Here is a 21,704-nt window from a genome sequence, read left to right as displayed (position 1 = left end):
TCGTCTGCTGTCTGCGCAAGCGCGTAACAGCAATCTTTCCTCATCAGATCAGCGTAATATGCTGGAATCCTTTTTCTTTTAAAATGTCTGCCAGATAAGAAAGATACTTCTGGTCAGGCACCTGGAAATGGGAATATTGTTCCCGCACTCCCATGGGACGGAATGCAATGATCTTTACGCGGATGTCTCCGTATTGCAGATATGGAGACAGAAAATCGCCCATCTCGCGCACACTCTTTTCCGTATCGTAAAGATCCGGGACGATCACCGCACGTACCTCGTAAAGCTTTCCGGTTTTTGCAAGATAATCCGCATTCTGAAGCACCATTTCATTGGTGACCCCTGCCACCCGCTCATGCTCTGCTGCCTCAAACGCTTTGATGTCCAGCATCACACCGTCGGAAACCTCCATAAGCTCCGGATACTGTTCGAACGGGACCATGCCATTACTGTCGATCAGGGTTCCAAGACCATCTTTTTTCGCAAGCTTAAACAGCTCTGTTAAAAATTCCGGCCAAAGCATGCACTCGCCGCCAGAAACACTGATGCCCCGGATAAACGGGATCTGCTTTTTCACGCGTTCATAGACTTCCTCTGGTGTCATCTCGCAGGTACGCGGAGAACTGTCATGCGGACAGATGTGGATACAGGTATCGCACTGTACGCACTTTTGGGGGTCAAAAACAACCTTCTTATCCTCTCCCATGGTTAATGCTCCTGCAGGACAGTTTACCACACATTTTCCGCACTGTACACAAAGTTTTCTCGTTTCCGGGTTATGACAGTATTTGCAGTCAATATTACAGCCCTGTAAAAAGATGGCTGTCCGGTTTCCCGGACCATCCACACTGCTGAACGGGATGATCCGGTTTACGATTGCTTTCATTTAGCGCACCTTTCTTTCCAGAATGTGGCCATTTCTTGCCGCGCCAAGTCCCAGTGCAGTGGTATCCTGAAGGACAGCCTCACCGCCAGCCAGTTTCTCCAGCTCAGAACGTTTTACCAGATAACCGGTTACACGGATCACATCGCTGTCGCTGGAATAGAAGGACAGGTAACGCAGATCCATCTTGAAGGAACCTTTGATGATATCCAGAACGTACTCCGGGTTTCTGTGCACAGTCATATCGATCGGGAAGATATCGCCGGTGCCGGATGTAAAGTACTTGTGGAACTTTCTTAACACGTTCAGCTGGTCGATCAGCTCCTCCGGCTCCTCGCCGATCGGAATTCTGGTTCCCGGAGTTACGTTCTCGTCCTCTGCCAGGCCTACCTGTGCATGAAGCAGGAAATGTCCGCCGGTTCCCTCGCAGTATTTATTCTTATGGTTTAAGTTGAACTCCTTGATGATCTCCATGATCTCTACACCAAGGTTATTTGCATTCTCGTCGTGGCCGAAGCGTCCCTTGATGCCCTCTTTCTCGAACAGGATGTTGACGCAGTCAGCCAGACCTACCAGGCCATACATACCAGAGAAACGGTCTCTGTGGATGAAGCCCTCTTTTGCCAGGAAGTTGTTCTCAAAAAAGCCGCTCTCTTCTACCTCAAATTTGATACGGGCATCCATATAGCGTGCCATGATATCCAGTACGTACGGAAGTTCTCTCTCCATGAAATCCTGGATATTCTTTGCGCGCTTTGCGATATTGCCAAGCACCAGACGGCAAAGAGTGTAAGCGCCGCCGCCAAGCAGCAGGCCATTGTAGCAGCTTGCAATAACATAATTCTCACCAAGCTCGCTCTTGAACATCTTGTGGTTTGCGAAGCTCGGCTTTGCGCTGTGCATTGCGCAGTCGATCGCTTTGAGTGCAAAATCATCCGGAGTGATATCCTCGTCGTACTTGAAGCTTAAGTTCGGAACGGCATTTTCCAGCTCTTTTTCTGCCTCTAAGAGCAGACGTCCTGCCTTGGTCTCACGCGGTCCGATGTTTGCGTGGGAGAAGGAATCCAGGATGGTACGGTCCATCTGGGTTAAGAACAGCTTCAGCATCTTCTTTGCCTGTTCCTCGTCCACGGTGTCAATATACGGCTCTAAGAGCTCGTCTAACTGGCCCACATAAACCGGGTAGTTGGTAACGCTCGGAACATGCTTATAGAAGATCATCAGGCTGTTTAATGCCTCGTACAGGTCGGTCGGCGGATCTAACTGGAGGAATTTGCTTCCTTCTTTTAAGAATTTCGCATAATCCGGGATAATGTAACGCGGACGCATCGGCGCATGACCCTCGCTTAAATCGCAGATGCACTTTCTGTCGATCGGCACGTTTAACAGTTCATCCAGTCCTTCCGGAAGATCTAAGACCTCCATCAGGGAATCTGCCTGGTTTGCCAGACAGGTCAGCTTCTGCTCATGGGTGAGCGTCGCGCTCTCAATGATCTCAAGAATGTTTTTTCTGGTTTCGTTGACTCTTTCCATAGAAATGTCACGCATAATAACAACTTCCTCCTACATGTGATAAATATGATTGATAAGTTTTATAGTTTCGCAGCTATTTATTAGCATCTTCGTGGATCAGTTTCCGGATGGCTTCGACTGCCACACGGATAGCCATATCGGTGTCATGGGCTACCGGGTTTGGCAGTCCCTGTTTTTCCCGCTCCTGATTAGCCATAACCAGAAATACGGAACCGCAGCGCACATGCAGTGTGCTGGCTACGATAAAGAGAGCTGCGGATTCCATCTCCGATGCCAGGCATCCGAGACGTTTCCAGGCCTCCCACTTATTTAAAAGCTCATAGCTGACCGGCATGGTCTCCGGGGAGTGCTGGCCATAAAATGCATCCTTGCACTGCACCACGCCAACGTGGCAGCTCTGTCCCAGTTTTTTTGCGGACTCCCGAAGTGCAATGGTCACGTCCAGATCGGCTACTGCCGGAAATTCGATCGGCGCATATTCCTTACTGGTTCCTTCCATGCGGATGGCACCGCTTGCCACAACGACGTCCGAGCTTTTTACATCAAGCTGCATGCCGCCGCAGGTGCCGACGCGGATAAAGGTGTCTGCCCCACATTTGACCAGCTCTTCCATGGCAATGGATGCGGACGGACCGCCGATGCCAGTGGAAGTCACGCTCACTTTGACCCCGTCCAGGTAGCCGGTATAGGTAACATACTCGCGGCTGTCTGCAACCAGCTTTGCGTCATCAAAATAAGCGGCGATCTTGGCACAGCGCTTCGGATCGCCCGGAAGGATCACATAGCGCCCCACTTCGCCCTCCCCTACCTGAATATGGTACTGCTTATCTGGATTTTCTGAATACTTCATTTGTCATTCCCCCGTTTCATTGATCTGTACTCCTACGAGTTCGCGGATTTTCTGATACTGTTCCCATGTCATAACGATGCTCCAGCCGTCTCTTGCGATCAGCCCCTTTTCCTCCAGATCCTTTAAGGCCCTGGTAATGGTCCGCTCAGAGACACCGGTAACTTCAGAAAAGTCTTTTCTGCTTAAATAAACACGGTACGTATCGCATTTTCCGTAGGTTTCATATAAATTCGTAAGAATGAGATAAACCCGTTCATTTCCCGGCAGCATCACATAGAGGCGTTCCTTTCTGGACTGGTCCAGAAGGTAGCCGATGATGCGTTCGGTTTCCATGCGCAGGGCAGATACATCGTTTAAGAGCCATTTTTTGCAGATATCTCCCGGTATCTTTAAAAGCAGGCTGTCCTGCGTCGTAGCCAGTGTTGTCTTATAGCAGTTCGTCTGCCCAAGGATCTCCATGGTCCCGAATATTTCAATCGGCTCAAAGTGGCAGAAACCATAGACCGTCTCACGCACCCGGTAGTCAACTGCGGATACACTTCCTTTTAAAAGGATATACACCTTATCGACCAGTGTTCCTTCCTGAATGAAAGTCGTTCCCGCCGGCATCCGCACCACCTGCATGCTGCTTTTTAAGGCTTCCGGCGCATAAGTAAAGTAACGATTTAAGTAATTCTGCTGTTTCGGACTCAGTTTGCTGATCACGTCATCTGCTTCGCTCATTTTATTCATTTCCCCGGTTTTATTCTCATGATACCTTTTTTATACCACATTTCCCATAAACAAGAAAGGACAAATGTCACTTTTATTCTCGATTTCCATTATTTTTATGCCACTTGGCAGATTTTCCCATGAAATAAAATTCTGCATAGAAATACGGGGTCCGCAAATCTGCGAACCCCGCGTCTGCCATGCAGTATCTGTCATGTTACGATTCACGTAATGTGCCATGTAACACGATAATAGCATCTGTATTAGTCTAACTGATATACATCACCGTATTTTGCCTCGAAGGACTCCTTGTCATCCGGAACCTCGATCTCGCCGTTTACGATTTTTTCTTTTACTTCGTCAACTGCAGAGATTACTTCCGGTGCGATCAGATCCTGGCTCGGAGCGATGTCTACGCCGCCTGCTGCCAGGTCAAAGGTCTTCACGCCGCCCTCAAGAGAACCGTCGATCAGCTCCTGAACTGCCTCGTATACTGCGTTGTCTACACGCTTCATAGCGGAAGTTAAAACGGTGTTCGGAGCAATGCTGGACTGGTCACTGTCTACGCCGATCGCGTAAACACCAGCCTCCTGGCATGCCTCGATAACGCCAAGGCCGGTTGCGCCTGCAGCCTGGAATACGATGTCAGCACCGTTGGTGATTGCGGTGTTTGCCATGGTCTTACCGGTAGCGGAATCAGCAAAAGAGTTTGCGTTGAACTGCTGAACGGTGATGTCCGGGTTAGCGTCGATCGCACCTGCGCAGTAGCCGTAGCCAAACTGGTTCATGGTCTCATTGGTCATACCTACAACAAAACCGATGTTGTTGGTCTTGGTGGTCAGACCAGCTACATAACCTACCAGATAGGAAGCCTGCTCTGCACGGAACATCAGGCTGGTTACGTTCGGAAGGTCGATGGTTGCGTCATCGATGATTGCGAATCTGGTATCCGGGTTTGCTTCTGCTGCTGCTCTGGTAGCATCTGCAAGCATGTAGCCGACACTGATGATCAGGTCATAGTCCTCATCTACGAAGGTTTCCATGTTCGGAGCGTAGTCAGCATCGGTAGCGGACTCTAAGTAGTTTACGGTCACGCCCAGCTCCTCGCCGGCTCTCTCAAGACCTTCCCAGGAAGACTGGTTGAAGGATCCGTCATTTACGCCGCCTACATCGGTGATCAGGCCGATTTTGAATTCGGAAGCGTCTTTTGCGTCTGCTTTTGCCTCCCCGGTCTGTTCTGCGCTGTCGCCAGCCTCCTTTGCTGCTGCAGTGGTGTCTGCAGTGTTACTGGAGCTGCTGCCTCCGCATGCGGTCATGGATGCTGCCATGGTACCAGCTAATAATACAGCCAGCATTTTCTTTTTCATAAGTTCTCTCTCCTTTTTGGGTTCTCGGGCAAAAAAAAGCCTTATTCCCATAATATCATTAATTCCTATAAAAGGAAAGGATAATTTAACATGAATTTTACTTATTTTTACTTATAAATAAATATCATGAGAAATTATCCTGTTTTCCCGGCTTCTTGTTCCGTTTTTGTTCCGTTTTTGTTCTGCTTTTATCGTTTTGTCACTGCTTCAGCCTGGTCTTATTTGATTTTCATGAAAAGGCCAGCCTTTTTTAAGACCGGGCGCACTGCCATGTAAACCACTACAACTACAATGGTTCCGACAATGGCATTGACGAGGGTTGCACCTGCTGCCCAAGTTGCCATGATTTTTGCTGCATCCGACTGGACTCCAAGAATGTAGTTCTTATAAAAGTAACCCACAACCGGGTCCATGACCACGTTAAAGCCGAGTCCTGCGATGGAAGCGATCAGGGACCACTTCATAATGTACTTGCTGTCGTGGTCCTCGGTGATATGGGCGATGTTGTGTGCCACAAAACCAGCGATCAGGCCGATACAGAGCTTTAAAATAAAGGTCTTCGGGGCACTGGTAATGTAAACCGGGTCTAAGAGGTCTGCAATCGTCATACCCAGGGAACCTGCCACGCCGCCGTAGCCACCGCCCAGAAGCAGGGCTGCCAGGACACAGAATGCATTTCCGATATGCAGTGCCGTGGTGTCTCCGCCCGGGGTCGGGATCGGGATCTTTAAGAAGGTAAAGGCCACATAACACAGGGCCGCCATCAGCGCAGTCAGCACCAGCTTATATACTTTGTCATTTTCTTTATTTTTCATAATCATTCTCCCTTGCTGCTTTTGTAGTTATGTTGTGCCGGCAACAACGATCTTGTCGCATATCATAGCACGCAAGTGGAATGATATTAATAGCCAGTTTTAAACTTTTTAACCAGTCCAGTTTTCGTGTGCCTTCCAGCCTGCAAAACAGCCAGAAGCTCCTGACCCCTAATCCCTGGATTCGATACAGATCAGCACCCCATCCTCCAGCGTAATCTTCGCTGTATCTTCCGCGATCTCATTGCTGACGCAAAGCCCCACCTCTTCACCGCGGCGGATGGTCTTATCCTTTAACGGGTATTTAAAGCCGGTCAGCGTGATCCCCGTCACCTCTTCTGTGTACGGGGCAAAGGAAACATATTTTCCCCACTGCGTTTCTTTGGAAAACTCACGCTCCCCGTCCAGCAGATATAACCGGTTCTGGGAATCAACAATATAAGCGTTGATTCCGCGCTCCATACAGGTTTTCAGCGCATGGATATTGCCGATCATATGGTCAATGCGGCCTCCGGTCGCACCAAGAAATACGATCTCGTCACAGGCAAGAGTCAGGGCCCGGTTTCTCGCAAGCTCCGTGTCGGTCTCATTTTTCTCCGGCTTATGCTGTTCCCAGACGATGTACGGGTACTGCCGGAATTCTTCCCGGACCTCACTTGAGACCGAATCGAAATCCCCTACAATGTAGTCCGGCACGAGCCCCAGCTCTTTGACCGCTTTTAAGCCGCCGTCCACTGCTATGATCTTATCAAATGTTTCATGTTCCAAAAAGGAGCGGGCGAAAGCCAGATCCAGCTTTCCGCCCGTCATAACCAGACACCGTTTCATTTATTTCCCAGCCTCTTCAAAAATGTTTAAGAATGCCTTTACATTGGCTGCAGCGTCGTTTTTGTATACGGCACTGCCTGCTACAAAGACATTGGCTCCTGCTTCCATCAGTTCCTTTACATTGCCAAGTCCGACTCCGCCGTCTACCTGGATGTCGGTTTTCAAACCGCGCTCATCCAGCATAGCGCGGAGCTTTTTGATCTTATCTACCGTATAAGGAATGAATTTCTGCCCGCCAAAGCCCGGGTTCACAGACATTAAGAGGATCATATCTACCTGGTCCAGTACGCAGGAAAGCGTTTCCACCGGAGTTGCCGGATTCAATGCCACACCAGCCTTCATGCCAAGCTCCTTAATCTGATTGATCGTGCGGTCCAGATGACAGCATGCCTCCTGGTGCACGCAGAGAAGGTCTGCCCCGGCCTCTTTTAAGTCTGCCGCATAGCGTCCCGGCTCTTCCACCATCATGTGAACGTCAAAAACCTTATCGGTGCAGGAGCGGATGCTCTTGATGACCGGCATGCCAAACGAGATACTCGGCACAAACATGCCATCCATCACATCAATGTGGATGTACTGTGCGCCTGCCTCTGCCACGGTCTGGACTTCCTTTCTTAAATCTCCAAAATCTGCTGCAAGAATGGATGGTGCTAAAATATACATGATCTCTTACTCCTTCATTCCTTTTTCGAATCATTCAGCATGGCTGTGTCCCGTGCAGCATTTGGAATGCTTCCACACACAGCTGCCAAATATTAATATTTTCTGCGGTTCTTCAGCTCCTGATATAAGAGTCCGTAATTGTCATACCGGCTCTGGCTGATCTTTCCTTCTGCAAGCGCTGTCTTGACACCGCATACCGGTTCGCCAATGTGAACACAGTCTGCCGCAAACCGGCATGCAGGCTCATACGCTTCAAATTCAGGGAAGTAATCCTTCAGGTCCTGAGGTTCGATTTCTTCCAGATACATGGAAGAAAAGCCTGGCGTATCCATCAGGTACGTATCCTCCTCCACACAGAACAGCTCCGCATGGCGGGTCGTATGCTTTCCCCGCTTGATCTTTTCGCTGATGCTTCCCGTCTCCATCGCCGCCTCCGGCTGGAGAAGGTTTGTGAGCGAAGATTTTCCCACACCGGAAGGACCGGCTAAGATTGTGGTCTTTCCACGCAGATACTCCCGCACAGCCTCCACTCCGGTTTTCTCATAGGTGCTGACAAACATCACCGGATAGCCGGCCTGCTCGTAGATTTTCCGGTACTCCTCCTGCTTTTCCCCGGCTTCCAGATCTGTCTTGTTAAAGCAGACCGTCACCGGGATGTCCTGCGCCAGCATCATAATAAGGAAGCGGTCCAGAAGATTAAAATTCGGATCCGGCTGGGTAACGGCAAACACCACCAGTGCCTGATCGATATTCGCCGATGCCGGACGCACCAGCACATTTTTTCTGGGAAGGATCTCATCAATATTTCCCTCCAGTGCCTCCTCATCCAGCACGGTAAATTCTACATTGTCTCCTACCACCGGCTTGATGCCCCGGTTTCGGAAGATTCCCTTTGCTTTGCAGGCATACACTTTGTCCACTCCGTCATGGATATAATAAAAGCCTGCGATTCCCTTAATGATTTTTCCTGTCATGTTTCTTTGTTCTCTTTCTAATCCATCGGGAAGAATGTCAGCGGGTAAGTCTTGATGACTGCGCCGGAATTGACATCCACGATTTCTAATGACCCCTGATCGGTGCCATCCATACTCTCAATACTGGTAAAGTTTACCGGGAGAAGCACATCTCCTTTGATGGTGGTGGACTGGGTCAGAACCTTATAATGCGGATTATCCGCAGTTCCCTGGCGCAGGCGGATCATGATCGTAACGCTGGAGGTTCCCGCGCCCGGTCCGATCAGATTGCTCAGGTCATAGACCTCGTTGATGGATGCTACATAGCGCTGGTGCTTTACTTCCGGCCCACTGCTGACCACGTAATCGATCTTACTTCCCTTTTCCAACTGGGTGCCCGAGGTCACTGACTGGCTGATGACCGATCCCTTTTCCACGGTATCGCTGGATTCGGTCGAGGTATTACCAGGCATCAGGTCATTCTCTGCTAAAAGCGCAATGACCTCCTCCTCGGTCTTACCTACCAGATATGGTGCCGGGACCTTATCTACATGAGGGCCGCTGCTGACATACAGGTATACGGTGCCTCCATCCGCTACCAGCTTCGGTTCGTAGCGCATTACCGTACCGGCTTCCACCGTTTCGCTCTCCTCCTCTGTCACCTGGACCTTCAGTCCCTTGCTTTCCAGAAAGGTAACTGCCGTTTTCTGGTCCAGCTCTGCGATTCCAAGCTTATCAAGGTCGATCTTGTCGCTTCCGTTGCTGATGACAACATTAACCTGTCCGCCCTTTAACACAACGCTTCCGGCCTCTGGGTCCTGCTTTGCCACATGGCCTTTATCCACATCGTCCGAATATTCATAGGTACGCTTCATGGTCAGGGAGCTCTGCTTTAAGGTACTCTCTGCCAGATCCTCTGTCATGCCAAGGACAGACGGCATCGACACCTCGGTATCCTTTAAGACCAGCTCACCGGTTTCCGTCTGAACGCTCTCCGTCTGGGAGTTTCCAAGGATTCCGCTTCCTGCCTTAAAAAACGCACCAAGCTTGGCAAATACCACGATCAAAACTGCCACCACCACGATTGCTGCTACAATGCCGGCTCCTGCCAGGATCCGCTCGATATGCGGATTCGCCCGGTCGCTGTCTGGCTCCTCCCCGCGCACCCGGCGTCTTGCCGGCATCCGGTCCGGGCCTGCCATTTTTCTTTCCCATTCTGCTTCCGGGCCTTCCCGCTCTGGCTCCATAGTGTTCTGTGCGCCTTCATCCTGATACGCCTGCCAGGCTGCCTTCGCCTCCCGTTCATAGCTTTCCCGGCGATTCGGTTCCACCCGCTCCGTTTTCCGGAAATGCTTGATCTTGGAGAGCTGTTCACTGCTAATCTGGACCGTTTCCCCATTTAAGGCACGCTCCTGCACACTTGCCGGGCTGATTATGCCCTCCCCATCAGGATGGATCAGTGCAGACCTAAGGTCCGTGATCACATCCTGCGCACTGCGGTAACGGCGCTCCGGCTTTTTCTCCATACAGGTCAAAATGATCCTCTCCAGGCTGACCGGAATCTCCGGATTGTAAACACTTGGCGGAACCACTGCATTTTCTAAATGTGCAATGGCAATGGCCACGGTATTGTCGCCTTCGAATGGTACCCGGCCGGTCACCATCTCATACATGGTAACGCCCAGCGAATAAATATCACTGCGCTCATCGCTGAATCCGCCCCGGGCCTGCTCCGGGGAAATATAATGGACCGATCCCATGGCAGACGAGGTCATGGTCTGGGCCGATACTGCCCTTGCAATACCGAAATCTGCCACCTTCACCTTGCCGTCCTTGGAGATGATCATGTTCTGCGGCTTAATGTCACGGTGGATGATATGCTGCTCATGGGCTGCTGCTATTCCCTGGGCCACCTGAATGGCGATCCCGATCGTTTCCTTGACCTCAAGCCTGCCCTTTTTCTGGATATAGCTTTTTAAGGTAATGCCTTCGATCAGCTCCATGACTATGTAATGAAGCTTGCCCTCATCGATAACATCGTAAACACTGACAATGTTCGGATGGGATAAGCCTGCTGCAGACTGGGCCTCCATCTTGAATTTGCTGACAAAGTTACTGTCATTGCAGAATTCTTCCTTCAAAACCTTGATGGCCACCAGTCGGTTTAGCTTATGGCACTTTGCTTTGTAGACCACAGACATCCCGCCGGAGCCGATCTGCTCCAGGATCTCATAGCGGTCCTGTAAAAACATTCCAGGTCTCAGTATCATAAGCTCACCTCACTTATCTGCGGCTCGATCAGGAGTACAGAAATGTTATCCTGGCCGCCGCTCCGGTTTGCTGCATCCACCAGAGCCTTTGCCCTGGCCTCTACCCCGTCCTCAGAACGGATGATGTATTCCATCTCGAATTCATCTACCATGTTGCTCAGTCCGTCCGAACACATTAAGATCTGGTCCCTGCTCTTTAATTTCAGCGCAAACAGATCCGTGTCCACCTCTTCACTGACGCCAACCGCCCTGGTGATGATATTCTTCTTTTCCATGTAATCCCGGCTGCCACGCTTTAGCTTTCCCATGGCCACCAGCTCTTCCACATAAGAATGGTCTTTGGTGATCTGCTCCAGCTCTCCGCGCAGCAGATACAGACGGCTGTCCCCGATGTTCGCCACATACAGGACATTTCCTTTGATCGTAGCCAGTACCAGGGTACTTCCTGTACCATTTAGCTCCGGAGTCTTGCTGGCGCGCTCATAAAGCTCCCGGTTCACCTTACGGATTCCCTCCTTCAGGATTCCGTGAACATCCCGGTCCGGGTAAGGTGTTTCAAAAAAACGTACCAGGTTTTCTACTACAAAGCGGGATGCAAAATCACCGGCCTGGTGACCGCCCATGCCATCTGCCACAATAAAAAGATTCTCCAGGGACCCGACCGGCTCAGTGCTCGCATAGATAAAATCCTGGTTCATGCTCCGCTTCTGTCCTACATCCGTCAGTGCACATGCCTCCATGGCGTTAGATCCCTCCTTTACCTTCCTCTTCCAGAAAACTCTTTCGCAGCTGTCCGCAGGCACCGTTGATATCGCGGCCCATTTCCCGGCGGACCGTCACATTGATTCCATTCTTCTCCAGATATGCCTTAAATGCCTCAATCGCCTTCCGGTCAGACTGGCGGTAGTCACGCTCCTTGATCGGATTGACCGGGATCAAATTCACATGGCCATGCATATGTTTGATCAGGGCGGTCAGGGCTTTTGCTTCATCCAGATTATCGTTAACCCCGCTTACCAGGCTGTATTCAAAGGTCAGGCGGCGCCCGGTTTTCTCAAAATAAGTCTGGCAGGCCGCCAGGATATCTTTTAAGGCATAACGGTTTGCGATCGGCATCAGCGTCTTTCGCACCTCATCATTCGGAGCGTGCAAAGATAATGCCAGCGTGATCTGGACATCTTCTTCTGCCAGCTTTAAGATTCCCGGCACAATGCCGCAGGTCGACAGTGTAATGTTTCTCTGGCTGATGTTCAATCCGTTTTCGTCGGTGATCATGCGGATGAACCGGATCACATTGTCGTAGTTGTCCATCGGCTCACCGGAACCCATGATGACAATGTTGGAAACGCGTTCCCCGGTCAGGGACTGGATCCGGTAGATCTGGTCCAGCATCTCTGCCGGTGTTAAGTTCCGCTCCAGACCGTCTAAGGTAGAAGCACAGAAGCGGCAGCCCATGCGGCAGCCTACCTGGGACGAAATGCACACGCTGTTTCCATGGTGGTACTGCATCCACACGCTCTCAATGACATTGCCGTCTGCAAGCCGGAACAGATATTTTCTGGTCCCGTCGATCTGTGAGATCTTTACATCAGCCGGATACAGCGCCGTCAGAAAAAACTGCTCTTTCAATTTTTCACGGAGTGGCTTGGAAAGATTGCTCATCTCATCAAACTCTGTCACCAGCTTCTGATGCAGCCACTGGTAAATCTGTTTTGCCCGGAAGGGCTTATCTCCCATCTGCCGGATGCTTTCTGTCAGCTCCTCCAGCGTCATGGATTTGATATCTTGCTTTTCCATAATCTATTATCTGCTTTCTTTATTGCTGTTCACGCATGCGTGCCCGGCAACAGGATTTTGTGGCTGCTTTCCATTGTCCGCAGCCGCGTCATGTTACAGGTTTCGTAACTGTTCAGTACCTTCACAGTTACGAGCAAAAATCCATGAAAATTGCCTACGGCAATGGGATTTTTGCCTGCCAGCCTATGTTTTCTTACGGTCAGCGCAGTAAATGCGCAGACCTACTGAACAGTTATCAGGTTTCTCCGGAATGCGGAGATAAAGAATCCATCGCACGGATACTTGCCCGGCAGCAGCTGGATATAACCGTCTTTCATGGTTTCTTCGCTTACCTGGCTGCCAAATGCCCCCTCAATGCTTACCGGTTCAAACGGGAAATGCTCTAAAAACCAGGCACGCTGGTCTTCATTTTCCAGATGGTCGACCGTGCAGGTGCTGTAGATCAGCTTCCCGCCCGGTTTTACATACTTCCAGACCACCGACAAAATATCCTTCTGAAGGTCTGCCAAGTCTTTTAAGTCCTCTTCTGTTACCTGGTACTTGATATCTGGCTTTTTCCCGATGATGCCAAGACCGGAGCAGGGCAGATCTGCGATCACAATATCTGCCTTTTCTTCCCAGGATGGATCCTCCAAAAGGGCATCCCAGACCTCCGCCCGGATATTGGTAAATCCGGTGCGGCGGATGTTATCTTCTACCAGTAAGATCTTGTTCTCGGTTAGATCCCTTACGACAACCTGTCCGGTTCCCGCAAGCTTATCTGCAATGTGCAGGCTCTTTCCGCCCGGCGCACCGCACACATCCAGAACCACATCGCCTTGCTTCGGGTCTGCCACCTCTCCCACAAAGGAGGAGCTGACATCCTGCACGGTGATCCATCCTTTCCGGAATGCCTCTAAAGCATCCAGATAGTCGTAGCCGGAAAGAAAAAGTGCATGGTTCGCAAGCGGATTTTTCTGAGCCGTTGCTCCATCCTTTTCGAGACTTGTAAGGATCTTCTCCATGGAGGCACGGTCCAGATTGCAGCGCACTGAGGTCGGGCGTTCCTCTAAAAATGCCTTCATGATCCCTTCCACGGTTTCTGCCGGATACTGCTGCTTCCACAGCTCAATAATCCAGTCCGGCATGGAATACTTTCTTTCCCAGTCCGTAAATACGAAGGTTTCTTTTTCTCTTGCCACGGTGCGCAAAACACCGTTTACAAAGCCTTTCAGGCCATGAAACTTACGCTTCACCGCAAGCTTCACAGCCTCGTCGCACACTGCGCTGTCCGGGATCCGGTCCATCTTTAAAATCTGGTACACCGACATGCGGAGAATAGTTCGAATCACGGGTTTCATTTTCTTTACTTTTGTCTTGGAACACTGGTCAATGACCGCATCGATGGTAAGGAGATACTCAATCGTTCCTTCCGTCACGCGGGTAATGAACGCACGGCTCTGCTTTTCCAGATACTGGTGCTTATCCAGTGCTTTCTTTAATACTACATGGCTGTAACCGCCATATTCCAGTATTTCCATTAAGATATCCAGGATCAGTTCCCGCTCTTTGGTCGGGCCGTTCTGCTTAGTCATTTCGTCTGCGTCCTCCAAACAGGATGATCAGCCGCATAAGCTGTAAGATGGAAGCTGCCGCAGCTGCCACATAAGTCAGGGCTGCTGCCCCCAGTACTCTTTTTGTGCCGCTCACCTCATCGCCCTGCAAAATTCCAAGACTGTCCAGAAGATTTGCGGCTCTCGAAGAAGCATTGAACTCTACCGGGAGGGTGATGATCTGGAATAAGACTGCCAGGACAAACATCCAGATGCCGATCTCGATAAACGGAGTCAGTCCGATAAAGAACCCAAGGATGATGAGCGGCAGGGAAATCTTGCTTCCAAAGTTTGCGATCGGCACGAACGCGGAACGCAGGCGCAGCGGTGCATAGCCCACATTATCCTGGATCGCATGTCCGCACTCATGTGCCGCAACGCTTACTGCTGCAACGGAAGTACTGCCATACACCGATTCCGATAAATTCACGGTTTTCGTCCGCGGGTCATAATGGTCGGTAAGCTGTCCGCGCACCGGCTGGACCGTAACGTCGTAGATTCCCTGGGACTGCAAAAGACGTTTTGCCGCCTCCGCGCCGGTCATACCGGTCATACTGCGCACGCGGGAATAACGCTGAAACGTACTGTTTACTTTTGAAGATGCCCACATGGAGAGCAGCGCTCCAATATAAACAAGGATCATTGTAGGATCAAAAAGGCTGTAGCCCAACCCGTAGTAACCACCATACATGATTACTCACTCCTTTCCATCATAGAACCGGCTGCCACCTGGTATCCCCTGAGGAATGCCGCGGTATCCATCCGCTTCTTTCCTTCCAGCTGCAGACTGGTCACGCACAAAACACCTGCTCCGGTCTGAATTTTTAAACCCTCGTCGGATGCGCTGATCACGCTGCCGCAGGGAAGCTTCACGTCCGGATCCGGAAGTACTTTTGCTTCCCAGATCTTTAACATTTTTCCATTCCATCTGGTAAACGCACTCGGCCACGGATTTAAGCCGCGCACCAGGCGTTCAATGGAAACCGCATCCATGGTCCAGTCAATATCGCCCATGGATTTGGAAATTTTCTTCACGTAGGTTGCCTTCTCATGGTCCTGAGGCACCGGGGTGATCTCACCCTTTTCCAGCTTACTTAAGGTAGAAAGGATCAGGTCTCCGCCAAGCAGGCTCAAACGGTCAAACAGACTTCCGCCGGTTTCCTCCGGGTCCAGCTTCACAACGGTTTTCTCCAGAATGTCGCCGGTATCCATCTCGACATCCATCATCATGGTGGTGATTCCGGTTTCCTCGTCACCGTTAATGACTGCCCACTGGATCGGGGCTGCGCCGCGGTATTTCGGCAGCAGGGATGCGTGAATGTTGACACAGCCGTATTTCGGCAGCTCCAGAAGACTCTTCGGCAGGATCTGCCCAAACGCAATCACAACCATAACGTCCGGGTTTAATGCACGCATCTCGTCCACAAATGCCTCATCCCTTGCGCGCACCGGCTGGTACACCGGGATGTTGTGCTGCAAAGCGCATTCTTTTACCGGTGACATATGGATTTCCTTGCCACGGCCCTTTGGCTTATCCGGCTGGGTTACCACACCAACCACCTCATGCTCGGAAGCAACTAACGCTTCCAGTGTCGGCACCGAAAAATCCGGTGTTCCCATAAATACAATTCTCATATGCTTATTCTTCCTCCGGTTCTGCAGTTACATCCATCAGCTCGCCTTCCACTAAATCTACATAGAGTTCTCCGTGAAGGTGTGCACACTCATGGCAGATGCAGCGTGCTAAAAGTTCTTCGCCCTCTAACTCAAACTGCTCCATGTTCTCGTCATAAGCGCGTACCACAACGTGGTTCGGACGGGTTACCATGCCAGCCTTTCCCGGCACGCTCAGGCAGCCCTCCTGACCGGTCTGGCTTCCACTCTGCTCGATGATCTCCGGGTTGATGAGCACATACTGGTTGCCGTCATCCACATCCATGACTACAATCTGCTTTAACACGCCAACCTGCGGTGCCGCAAGTCCCACGCCGTTTGCCTCATACATGGTCTCAAACATGTCCTCGATCAGCTCTGCGATACGCGGGGTGATCTCCTTTACCGGTTTGCATTCCTTTCTTAAAATATCGTCTCCAATGGTTCTTACCTGTCTGATTGCCATTTATCTGTTCCTTTCTGTATTCGTTCGATGGTATAAGTCATTTTCTGCTTATCGGGGCGGCATCCGTGACGCGTCCCCTTATTATTTCCGCTGCAGTTTACGTGAAATCGCACTGCAGGGTTAGTTTTTTACAGCTTTCTGTTTCATCCCAGCGCATTTTGACATACTTCTGGATTTTTATTAGTATATCATAGTTTTCCTGTTTCATATATAAAATTTTTCTGTAAATATCATTAACTTTGTACACCGGTGCCGGAACCGGCCCGATGATCTGGGTCTGTTCTTCAAAGTGTTTCCGTACGGAAGCGGCAATGGCCTCCATGATCCGGGTCATCAGCTCCTCATTTTCCCCTGCCACCTGCATGCTCAGCATATGACAGGCCGGAGGGTACTGCATCAGCCTGCGGTAGCCCATCTCCTGCTTAAAAAAGCTCTCATAATCCTGCGAGGTGGCTGTCTGGATGCTGTAATGCTCCGGCATATAGGTCTGGATCAGTGCAATTCCAGCTTTTCTGCCGCGTCCCGCACGCCCTGCGGCCTGCACTAAAAGCTGGAACGTCCGCTCCGCTGCGGTGTAGTCCGGCGCATACAATGAGACGTCGGCTGCGAGTACACCAACCAGCGTCACGCCCGGAAAATCATGTCCTTTTACGATCATCTGGGTGCCGATCAGGATATCGGCTTTGCCCTTTGCGAATGCGGACAAAATCTTTTCATGACCGCCTTTTTTTGAGGTAGTGTCCAGATCCATCCGGAGAAGCTTTGCCTCCGGAAACATCTGCGCTGCCATCTCCTCAATCTTCTGGGTGCCGATGCCAAAGCCCGCCAGATACGGAGAACCGCAGTGCGGGCATTTCTTCGGCATCGGAATCTGGTATCCGCAGTAATGGCACACCAGCCGCTGATGGTTATGAAGTGTCAGGGACACATCGCAGTGCGGGCATTTTAATGCCTCGCCGCAGCTTCTGCAGGAGACAAAGCTGGAATATCCGCGCCGGTTGATAAACAGCATCACCTGTTCTTTTTTCGCCAGCCGGTCTTTGATCAGCTCCTGCAGACGCAGGCTGAAGATGGACTTATTTCCGGCTTCCATCTCTTTTCGCAGATCCGCGATCTCCACAGCAGCCAGCTCACTTCCTGCCTTGGCACGTTTTTTCAGGGTAAACAGGCGGTAGATTCCTGCCTGTGCCTTTGCGTATGCCTCCACAGACGGCGTGGCAGAGCCCATGACAAAGGCGGCTTCGTTTAACTTTGCCAGCTTTTCAGCCACCTCCCTGGCATGATACCGGGGCGTGGTCTCGCTCTTATAGGCACCTTCATGCTCCTCGTCCAAAATGATGAGACCCAGATTCGGAAACGGCGTAAACAATGCCGACCGGGCACCGATCATAATATCCGTCTCGCCCTTTCTCGCCCGCTCAAACTGGTCGCATTTCTCTCCCGCGGAAAGCCGGGAATGCATGACACAGATCCGGCTTCCAAACCGACTGTAAAACCGGCTCACCGTCTGGTAGGTCAGGGCAATCTCTGGAATCAGCACGATCACCTGTTTCTGTTGTTTTAACACATGGTCGATCATCGCCATGTAAACCTCGGTTTTTCCGCTTCCGGTAACACCATGGAGCAGACACGGAGTGCGGTCTCCGGTATCGTAAGAGGAGCAGAAGGCATCCACAACTGCCTGCTGTTCCGGATTCAGTACAACCGCAGAGCTGTTTCCTGCTGCTGGTACTGTGTTTTCTGCTCCTGCTGCATTTCCTGCGTCTGCCGCATTTGCGCTGGTTCCAGTCTTGTTTTCGTCCTGCAGACTCGTTCCGGGCAACTGCGGCATCCCGGTCATGGTTTCCACAATCTTTTTATTGCGGGCCTTCACCTTTTTTTTCACCGGAAGCACGGTTTTTAATGCCTGATTCATGGTGGAGCCGTACTGCTCTTTCATCCACCAGGCCAGCTCAATGAAACGGCTGTCTGCCGTAATGCTCTTTTCCGTGACTCCGATGATTTCTTTGATCTTATCTTTATCATAATCCGGCTTGTCGGTGAGTTCCACCACATAGCCGGTCCGTTTTCTGTTTCCTGAACCAAAAGGGACGCAGACCTGCACCCCGACACGGATCTTCGGCAAAAGCGCCGGCGGGATCCGGTACTGGAATACCCGGTCTACGTCTTCATGGGAAATATCTATGATAATACTGGCATATTGTTCTGCCATAAATACTCCTGTCTTTTGAGGTCTTACGACCCATGTTTTCATTCCTGCCCGCACAAAACCGGGCAATTCTTTGTGCAGCTGGCTATCATGCTTCTTTCATTACTCTTCACGTGCTGCGCAAACAGTAATTTTTTACTCAGCCAGCAGCTTTGCCGCCACCTCGCCCAGGCGCATGCTGTTGGAGCCCTTCAAGAACACGCAGTCACCCGTCTGAAGCTTTGCTTTTAAGGCATCTACCATTGCTTCTTTCTGGTTTTCATCAAAATGCAGGTATTCTGCCTTCATACCGGCACGCTTTGCGCCTTTTTCAATCTGAAGGGCAAGCTCTCCGTATGTAAATAATACATCCACCGGATGCGATTTCATCCAGCTTCCTACCTCATAATGGAATTTGGCAGAATCCGGTCCCAGCTCCTTCATATCGGCAAGGACTGCGATCCGGCGCCCTTTTGCTTTCGCCTCTAACACCTCAAGTCCTGCTTTCATGGAAACCGGACTTGCGTTATAGGTATCATCGATGACAATAACCCCGTTCTTTTCCGCGATCTGCTGACGGTTTTTAAAGCCGGTAAACGCAGCCAGAGTCTTCACAGCATCAGAAAGCGGAACTCCGCTCAGATCTGCCACAGCCAGTGCTACCATCGCATTTAACACGTTGTGACGGCCCATAATGCTTAATCGCACCATGTATTTTTCCCCGCGGCAGTTTGCTGTGAACACCGGATACCCGTCTTCACTGCGGATATCCTCCGCGCGGTACTCCGAATTTTCCCCGGTTCCATAATAGACGGTACGGCATCCTGCTTTTGCTTTTGTCTCCTTTAGCAGCGGGTCATCCCCGTTTAAGAAGAGAATGCCGCCTTCCTTTAAACCATCCTGAATGGTCAGTTTTTCGCGGTAAATATTCTCCTGGCTTCCAAGCTGCTCAATATGGGTAATGCCGACATTGGTGATCACCGCCATATCCACCTGTGCGATCTTCGCGATCACGGTCAGCTCTCCCGGCATGCTCATGCCAAGCTCTAAGACACCGATTTCATCCGCAGAGGTGATCTCGGACAGCGTGATCGGCACACCGACCTGGCTGTTGGAGTTACCCGGGGTCTTGTAAACCCGGTATTTTGCAGAAAGTGCTGCTGCCACCATCTCACGGGTGGTTGTCTTTCCGACACTTCCGGTAATGCCGATGAGCGGCAGACTTAAGTGGCTGCGGTAATAGCGGCCAATCTCCTGCAGTGCCTTTTTGGTGTCGGCCACCCGGATCCACGCATGATCTGCATCCTCTGCATGATCGTGCTCGGAGGTCAGCACCGCCACAGCTCCTGCGCCAAAGGCCTGCTCGATAAAGCGGTGGGCGTCTACCTTTTCGCCGATGAGCGGCACAAACAAATCGTTGCCCTTCATGGTTCTGGAATCAATGCTCAGATGCTCCACCGGATGATTCTCATCCCCGCATAAAAGCGTTCCATTTACTGCTGTTACAATATCCTTTACCGTTATCTTTTCCATATCCGGTTCTCTTTTCTGTTTCTATTTTTTACATGCTGCCATTCTGGCAATGCTCTATGTCATTTTTACATACAGCATGTTTCGCAATGCCATGCCATTTTCCATCATGGATTCTGCATGCGTTTTACTGCAAGGTCTTCACAACCTCTTCCACCACGGCGCGGTCCAAAAACGGATAACGCACTCCGTTAATCTCCTGATAATCCTCATGTCCCTTACCGATGATGGCAATCATATCTCCCTGCTCGGCATGGGTGATGCTGTAGGTAATGGCTTCCTTCCGGTCCGGGATTTCGATGAATTTTCCGCCGGTTTTCTCGATGCTGCCGCGGATATCCGCAATGATATCCTCCACCTTCTCAAAGCGGGAGTTATCTGCAGTGATGATGGAAAGATCTGCCATGCGGCCACCGATCTCACCCATGGAATAGCGGCGGTCTTTTGATCGGTTTCCACCGCAGCCAAATACAACCACCAGGCGCTTCGGATGATACTCCCTGAGCGTTTCGAGAAGGCTTTCCATGCTGACTGCATTGTGGGCATAATCCACAATCACACAGCATTTTTCGGAGGTATAGACAATCTCCATACGGCCGTTAATCTTTAAATGCTCCAGGGCATGCTGCAGCTTATCTGCCGGAACGCCCACCCAGAGTGTAACTGCTGCTGCCGCCAGCGCATTGTATACATTAAACTTGCCAGGGATGCTGACACGCACCGGGATCTGATGCTCGCCCTTGATGTCAAACTCCACGCCGACAAAATCCGGCTCAGAGACATAGTGGATGTTCTCTGCCTGGAAGCCTGCTCCCTCTTTTAAGCCAAATCCGGTCCACGGACACGGGATATCCTTTACAATTTCCTCGATATGCTCATCATCGACATTGACCAGAGCACGCTTACTCTGTGCAAAAAGCTGCTTTTTATAGTATAAGTACTCCGCAAAATCCGCATGCTCATCTTTTCCGATATGATCCGGGGAAATGTTGGTAAACAAGCCGTAATCAAACTGGATGCCTGCGACCCGGTGCATCTTCATTGCCTGGGAGGAAACCTCCATCACGCAACACGCACAGCCCTCTTCCACCATTTTTGCAAAATAGCGGTGCAGATCATAGGATTCCGGCGTCGTGTTCACAGTCGGGAAATGCTCCTCGCCGATGTAGACACCGTTAGTTCCGATCATGCCGGTTTTCTTTCCGGCTGTCTCCAGAATCGTCTTGATCATGTGGGTGGTCGTTGTCTTTCCTTTGGTTCCGGTGACACCGATCATGGTCAGCTTGCGGGAAGGATAGCCAAACCGTGCTGCCGATAAAAGCGCCAGTGCCTCCCTGCCATTTGCTGTCTCCACGACCGTCACATCTGCCGGTGCCTCTACTGCATGCTCAGTCACAAGCACCTTCACACCCGCATCCGTTACCTGTCCCACAAAATCATGGGAATCGATCTTCGTTCCTTTCATGCAGACAAATACAGCTCCCGGAGCCGCTTTTCTGGAATCGTATACGACTTCGTTTACTTCCACGTCCAGGCTTCCCTGTACCAGCTTGTAAGAAAGTCCCTCTAACCAGTCTCTTATCGTCATACTCTTCGTCTATCCTTTCC

Annotated in this window: 19 protein-coding genes; all 19 read right to left on the bottom strand. The window is 50.9% G+C overall.

The features are described 5' to 3' along the window. Positions 1–43: 43 nt before the first annotated feature. The 19 genes from DW922_RS10860 to DW922_RS10770 all read right to left on the bottom strand — a co-directional run bounded on the left by DW922_RS10860 (position 44) and on the right by DW922_RS10770 (position 21,684). Positions 44–886, bottom strand: coding sequence for a YjjW family glycine radical enzyme activase (locus DW922_RS10860; protein WP_118720600.1), 843 nt, complete (start codon positions 884–886; stop codon positions 44–46). Then, entirely contained in the window at positions 887–2,416 is a 1,530-nt protein-coding gene (locus DW922_RS10855; RefSeq protein ID WP_347560309.1) for a YjjI family glycine radical enzyme, read from the bottom strand. 73 nt (positions 2,417–2,489) lie between these two features. Then, positions 2,490–3,266: a uridine phosphorylase gene (gene udp / locus DW922_RS10850; RefSeq protein ID WP_118726545.1), complete on the bottom strand. Its 777-nt coding sequence runs from the start codon at positions 3,264–3,266 to the stop codon at positions 2,490–2,492. Between the two features lie 3 nt (positions 3,267–3,269). Beyond that, entirely contained in the window at positions 3,270–3,989 is a 720-nt protein-coding gene (locus DW922_RS10845) for a Crp/Fnr family transcriptional regulator (protein ID WP_195715048.1), read from the bottom strand. 251 nt (positions 3,990–4,240) lie between these two features. Next, positions 4,241–5,344, bottom strand: a complete 1,104-nt coding sequence (locus tag DW922_RS10840; protein ID WP_118720594.1) for a BMP family ABC transporter substrate-binding protein — start codon at positions 5,342–5,344, stop codon at positions 4,241–4,243. Positions 5,345–5,562: 218 nt separating this feature from the next. After that, positions 5,563–6,159 (bottom strand): ECF transporter S component, encoded by a 597-nt coding sequence (locus DW922_RS10835; RefSeq protein ID WP_118720592.1) that lies wholly within the window; start codon positions 6,157–6,159, stop codon positions 5,563–5,565. A 168-nt stretch (positions 6,160–6,327) separates the two neighbouring features. Continuing rightward, positions 6,328–6,984 (bottom strand): thiamine diphosphokinase, encoded by a 657-nt coding sequence (locus DW922_RS10830; RefSeq protein WP_118726543.1) that lies wholly within the window; start codon positions 6,982–6,984, stop codon positions 6,328–6,330. After that, positions 6,985–7,647: a ribulose-phosphate 3-epimerase gene (rpe, locus tag DW922_RS10825; protein ID WP_118720588.1), complete on the bottom strand. Its 663-nt coding sequence runs from the start codon at positions 7,645–7,647 to the stop codon at positions 6,985–6,987. Positions 7,648–7,739: 92 nt separating this feature from the next. After that, entirely contained in the window at positions 7,740–8,621 is an 882-nt protein-coding gene (gene rsgA / locus DW922_RS10820; protein ID WP_118726542.1) for a ribosome small subunit-dependent GTPase A, read from the bottom strand. A 17-nt stretch (positions 8,622–8,638) separates the two neighbouring features. Next, positions 8,639–10,870 carry a Stk1 family PASTA domain-containing Ser/Thr kinase gene (gene pknB / locus DW922_RS10815; RefSeq protein ID WP_118726541.1) on the bottom strand — a complete coding sequence of 744 codons (2,232 nt, stop codon included), beginning with the start codon at positions 10,868–10,870 and terminating at the stop codon, positions 8,639–8,641. Beyond that, positions 10,867–11,610 carry a Stp1/IreP family PP2C-type Ser/Thr phosphatase gene (locus DW922_RS10810; protein WP_118720580.1) on the bottom strand — a complete coding sequence of 248 codons (744 nt, stop codon included), beginning with the start codon at positions 11,608–11,610 and terminating at the stop codon, positions 10,867–10,869. Before DW922_RS10810 ends, pknB begins: the two co-directional genes overlap by 4 nt. 4 nt (positions 11,611–11,614) lie before the next feature. Further along, the gene (gene rlmN, locus DW922_RS10805; protein ID WP_118720578.1) at positions 11,615–12,667 is read right to left on the bottom strand and encodes a 23S rRNA (adenine(2503)-C(2))-methyltransferase RlmN; all 1,053 of its coding nucleotides are present in this window, start codon (positions 12,665–12,667) and stop codon (positions 11,615–11,617) included. Between the two features lie 221 nt (positions 12,668–12,888). Beyond that, positions 12,889–14,241 carry a 16S rRNA (cytosine(967)-C(5))-methyltransferase RsmB gene (rsmB, locus tag DW922_RS10800; RefSeq protein WP_118726540.1) on the bottom strand — a complete coding sequence of 451 codons (1,353 nt, stop codon included), beginning with the start codon at positions 14,239–14,241 and terminating at the stop codon, positions 12,889–12,891. After that, complete coding sequence (locus DW922_RS10795) at positions 14,234–14,950, bottom strand: zinc metallopeptidase (RefSeq protein WP_118707875.1); 717 nt, start codon at positions 14,948–14,950, stop codon at positions 14,234–14,236. The genes rsmB and DW922_RS10795 overlap by 8 nt, the downstream gene beginning before the upstream one ends. Positions 14,951–14,952: 2 nt before the next feature. Beyond that, on the bottom strand, positions 14,953–15,894 hold the full coding sequence (fmt, locus tag DW922_RS10790) for a methionyl-tRNA formyltransferase (protein WP_118726539.1): 942 nt from the start codon (positions 15,892–15,894) through the stop codon (positions 14,953–14,955). A 4-nt stretch (positions 15,895–15,898) separates the two neighbouring features. Then, positions 15,899–16,378, bottom strand: a complete 480-nt coding sequence (gene def / locus DW922_RS10785; protein ID WP_118726538.1) for a peptide deformylase — start codon at positions 16,376–16,378, stop codon at positions 15,899–15,901. A 97-nt stretch (positions 16,379–16,475) separates the two neighbouring features. Further along, positions 16,476–18,590: a primosomal protein N' gene (gene priA, locus DW922_RS10780; RefSeq protein ID WP_118726537.1), complete on the bottom strand. Its 2,115-nt coding sequence runs from the start codon at positions 18,588–18,590 to the stop codon at positions 16,476–16,478. A 132-nt stretch (positions 18,591–18,722) separates the two neighbouring features. Further along, positions 18,723–20,099 carry a UDP-N-acetylmuramoyl-tripeptide--D-alanyl-D-alanine ligase gene (murF, locus tag DW922_RS10775; protein ID WP_118726536.1) on the bottom strand — a complete coding sequence of 459 codons (1,377 nt, stop codon included), beginning with the start codon at positions 20,097–20,099 and terminating at the stop codon, positions 18,723–18,725. Between the two features lie 124 nt (positions 20,100–20,223). Then, positions 20,224–21,684 (bottom strand): UDP-N-acetylmuramoyl-L-alanyl-D-glutamate--2,6-diaminopimelate ligase, encoded by a 1,461-nt coding sequence (locus DW922_RS10770; protein WP_118726535.1) that lies wholly within the window; start codon positions 21,682–21,684, stop codon positions 20,224–20,226. Positions 21,685–21,704 lie beyond the last annotated feature (20 nt).

Origin of the sequence: Clostridium sp. AM42-4, from assembly GCF_003480105.1 — a bacterium.
GTDB lineage: Bacteria > Bacillota > Clostridia > Lachnospirales > Lachnospiraceae > Brotaphodocola.
This window is presented reverse-complemented; position numbering and strand designations above follow the sequence as displayed.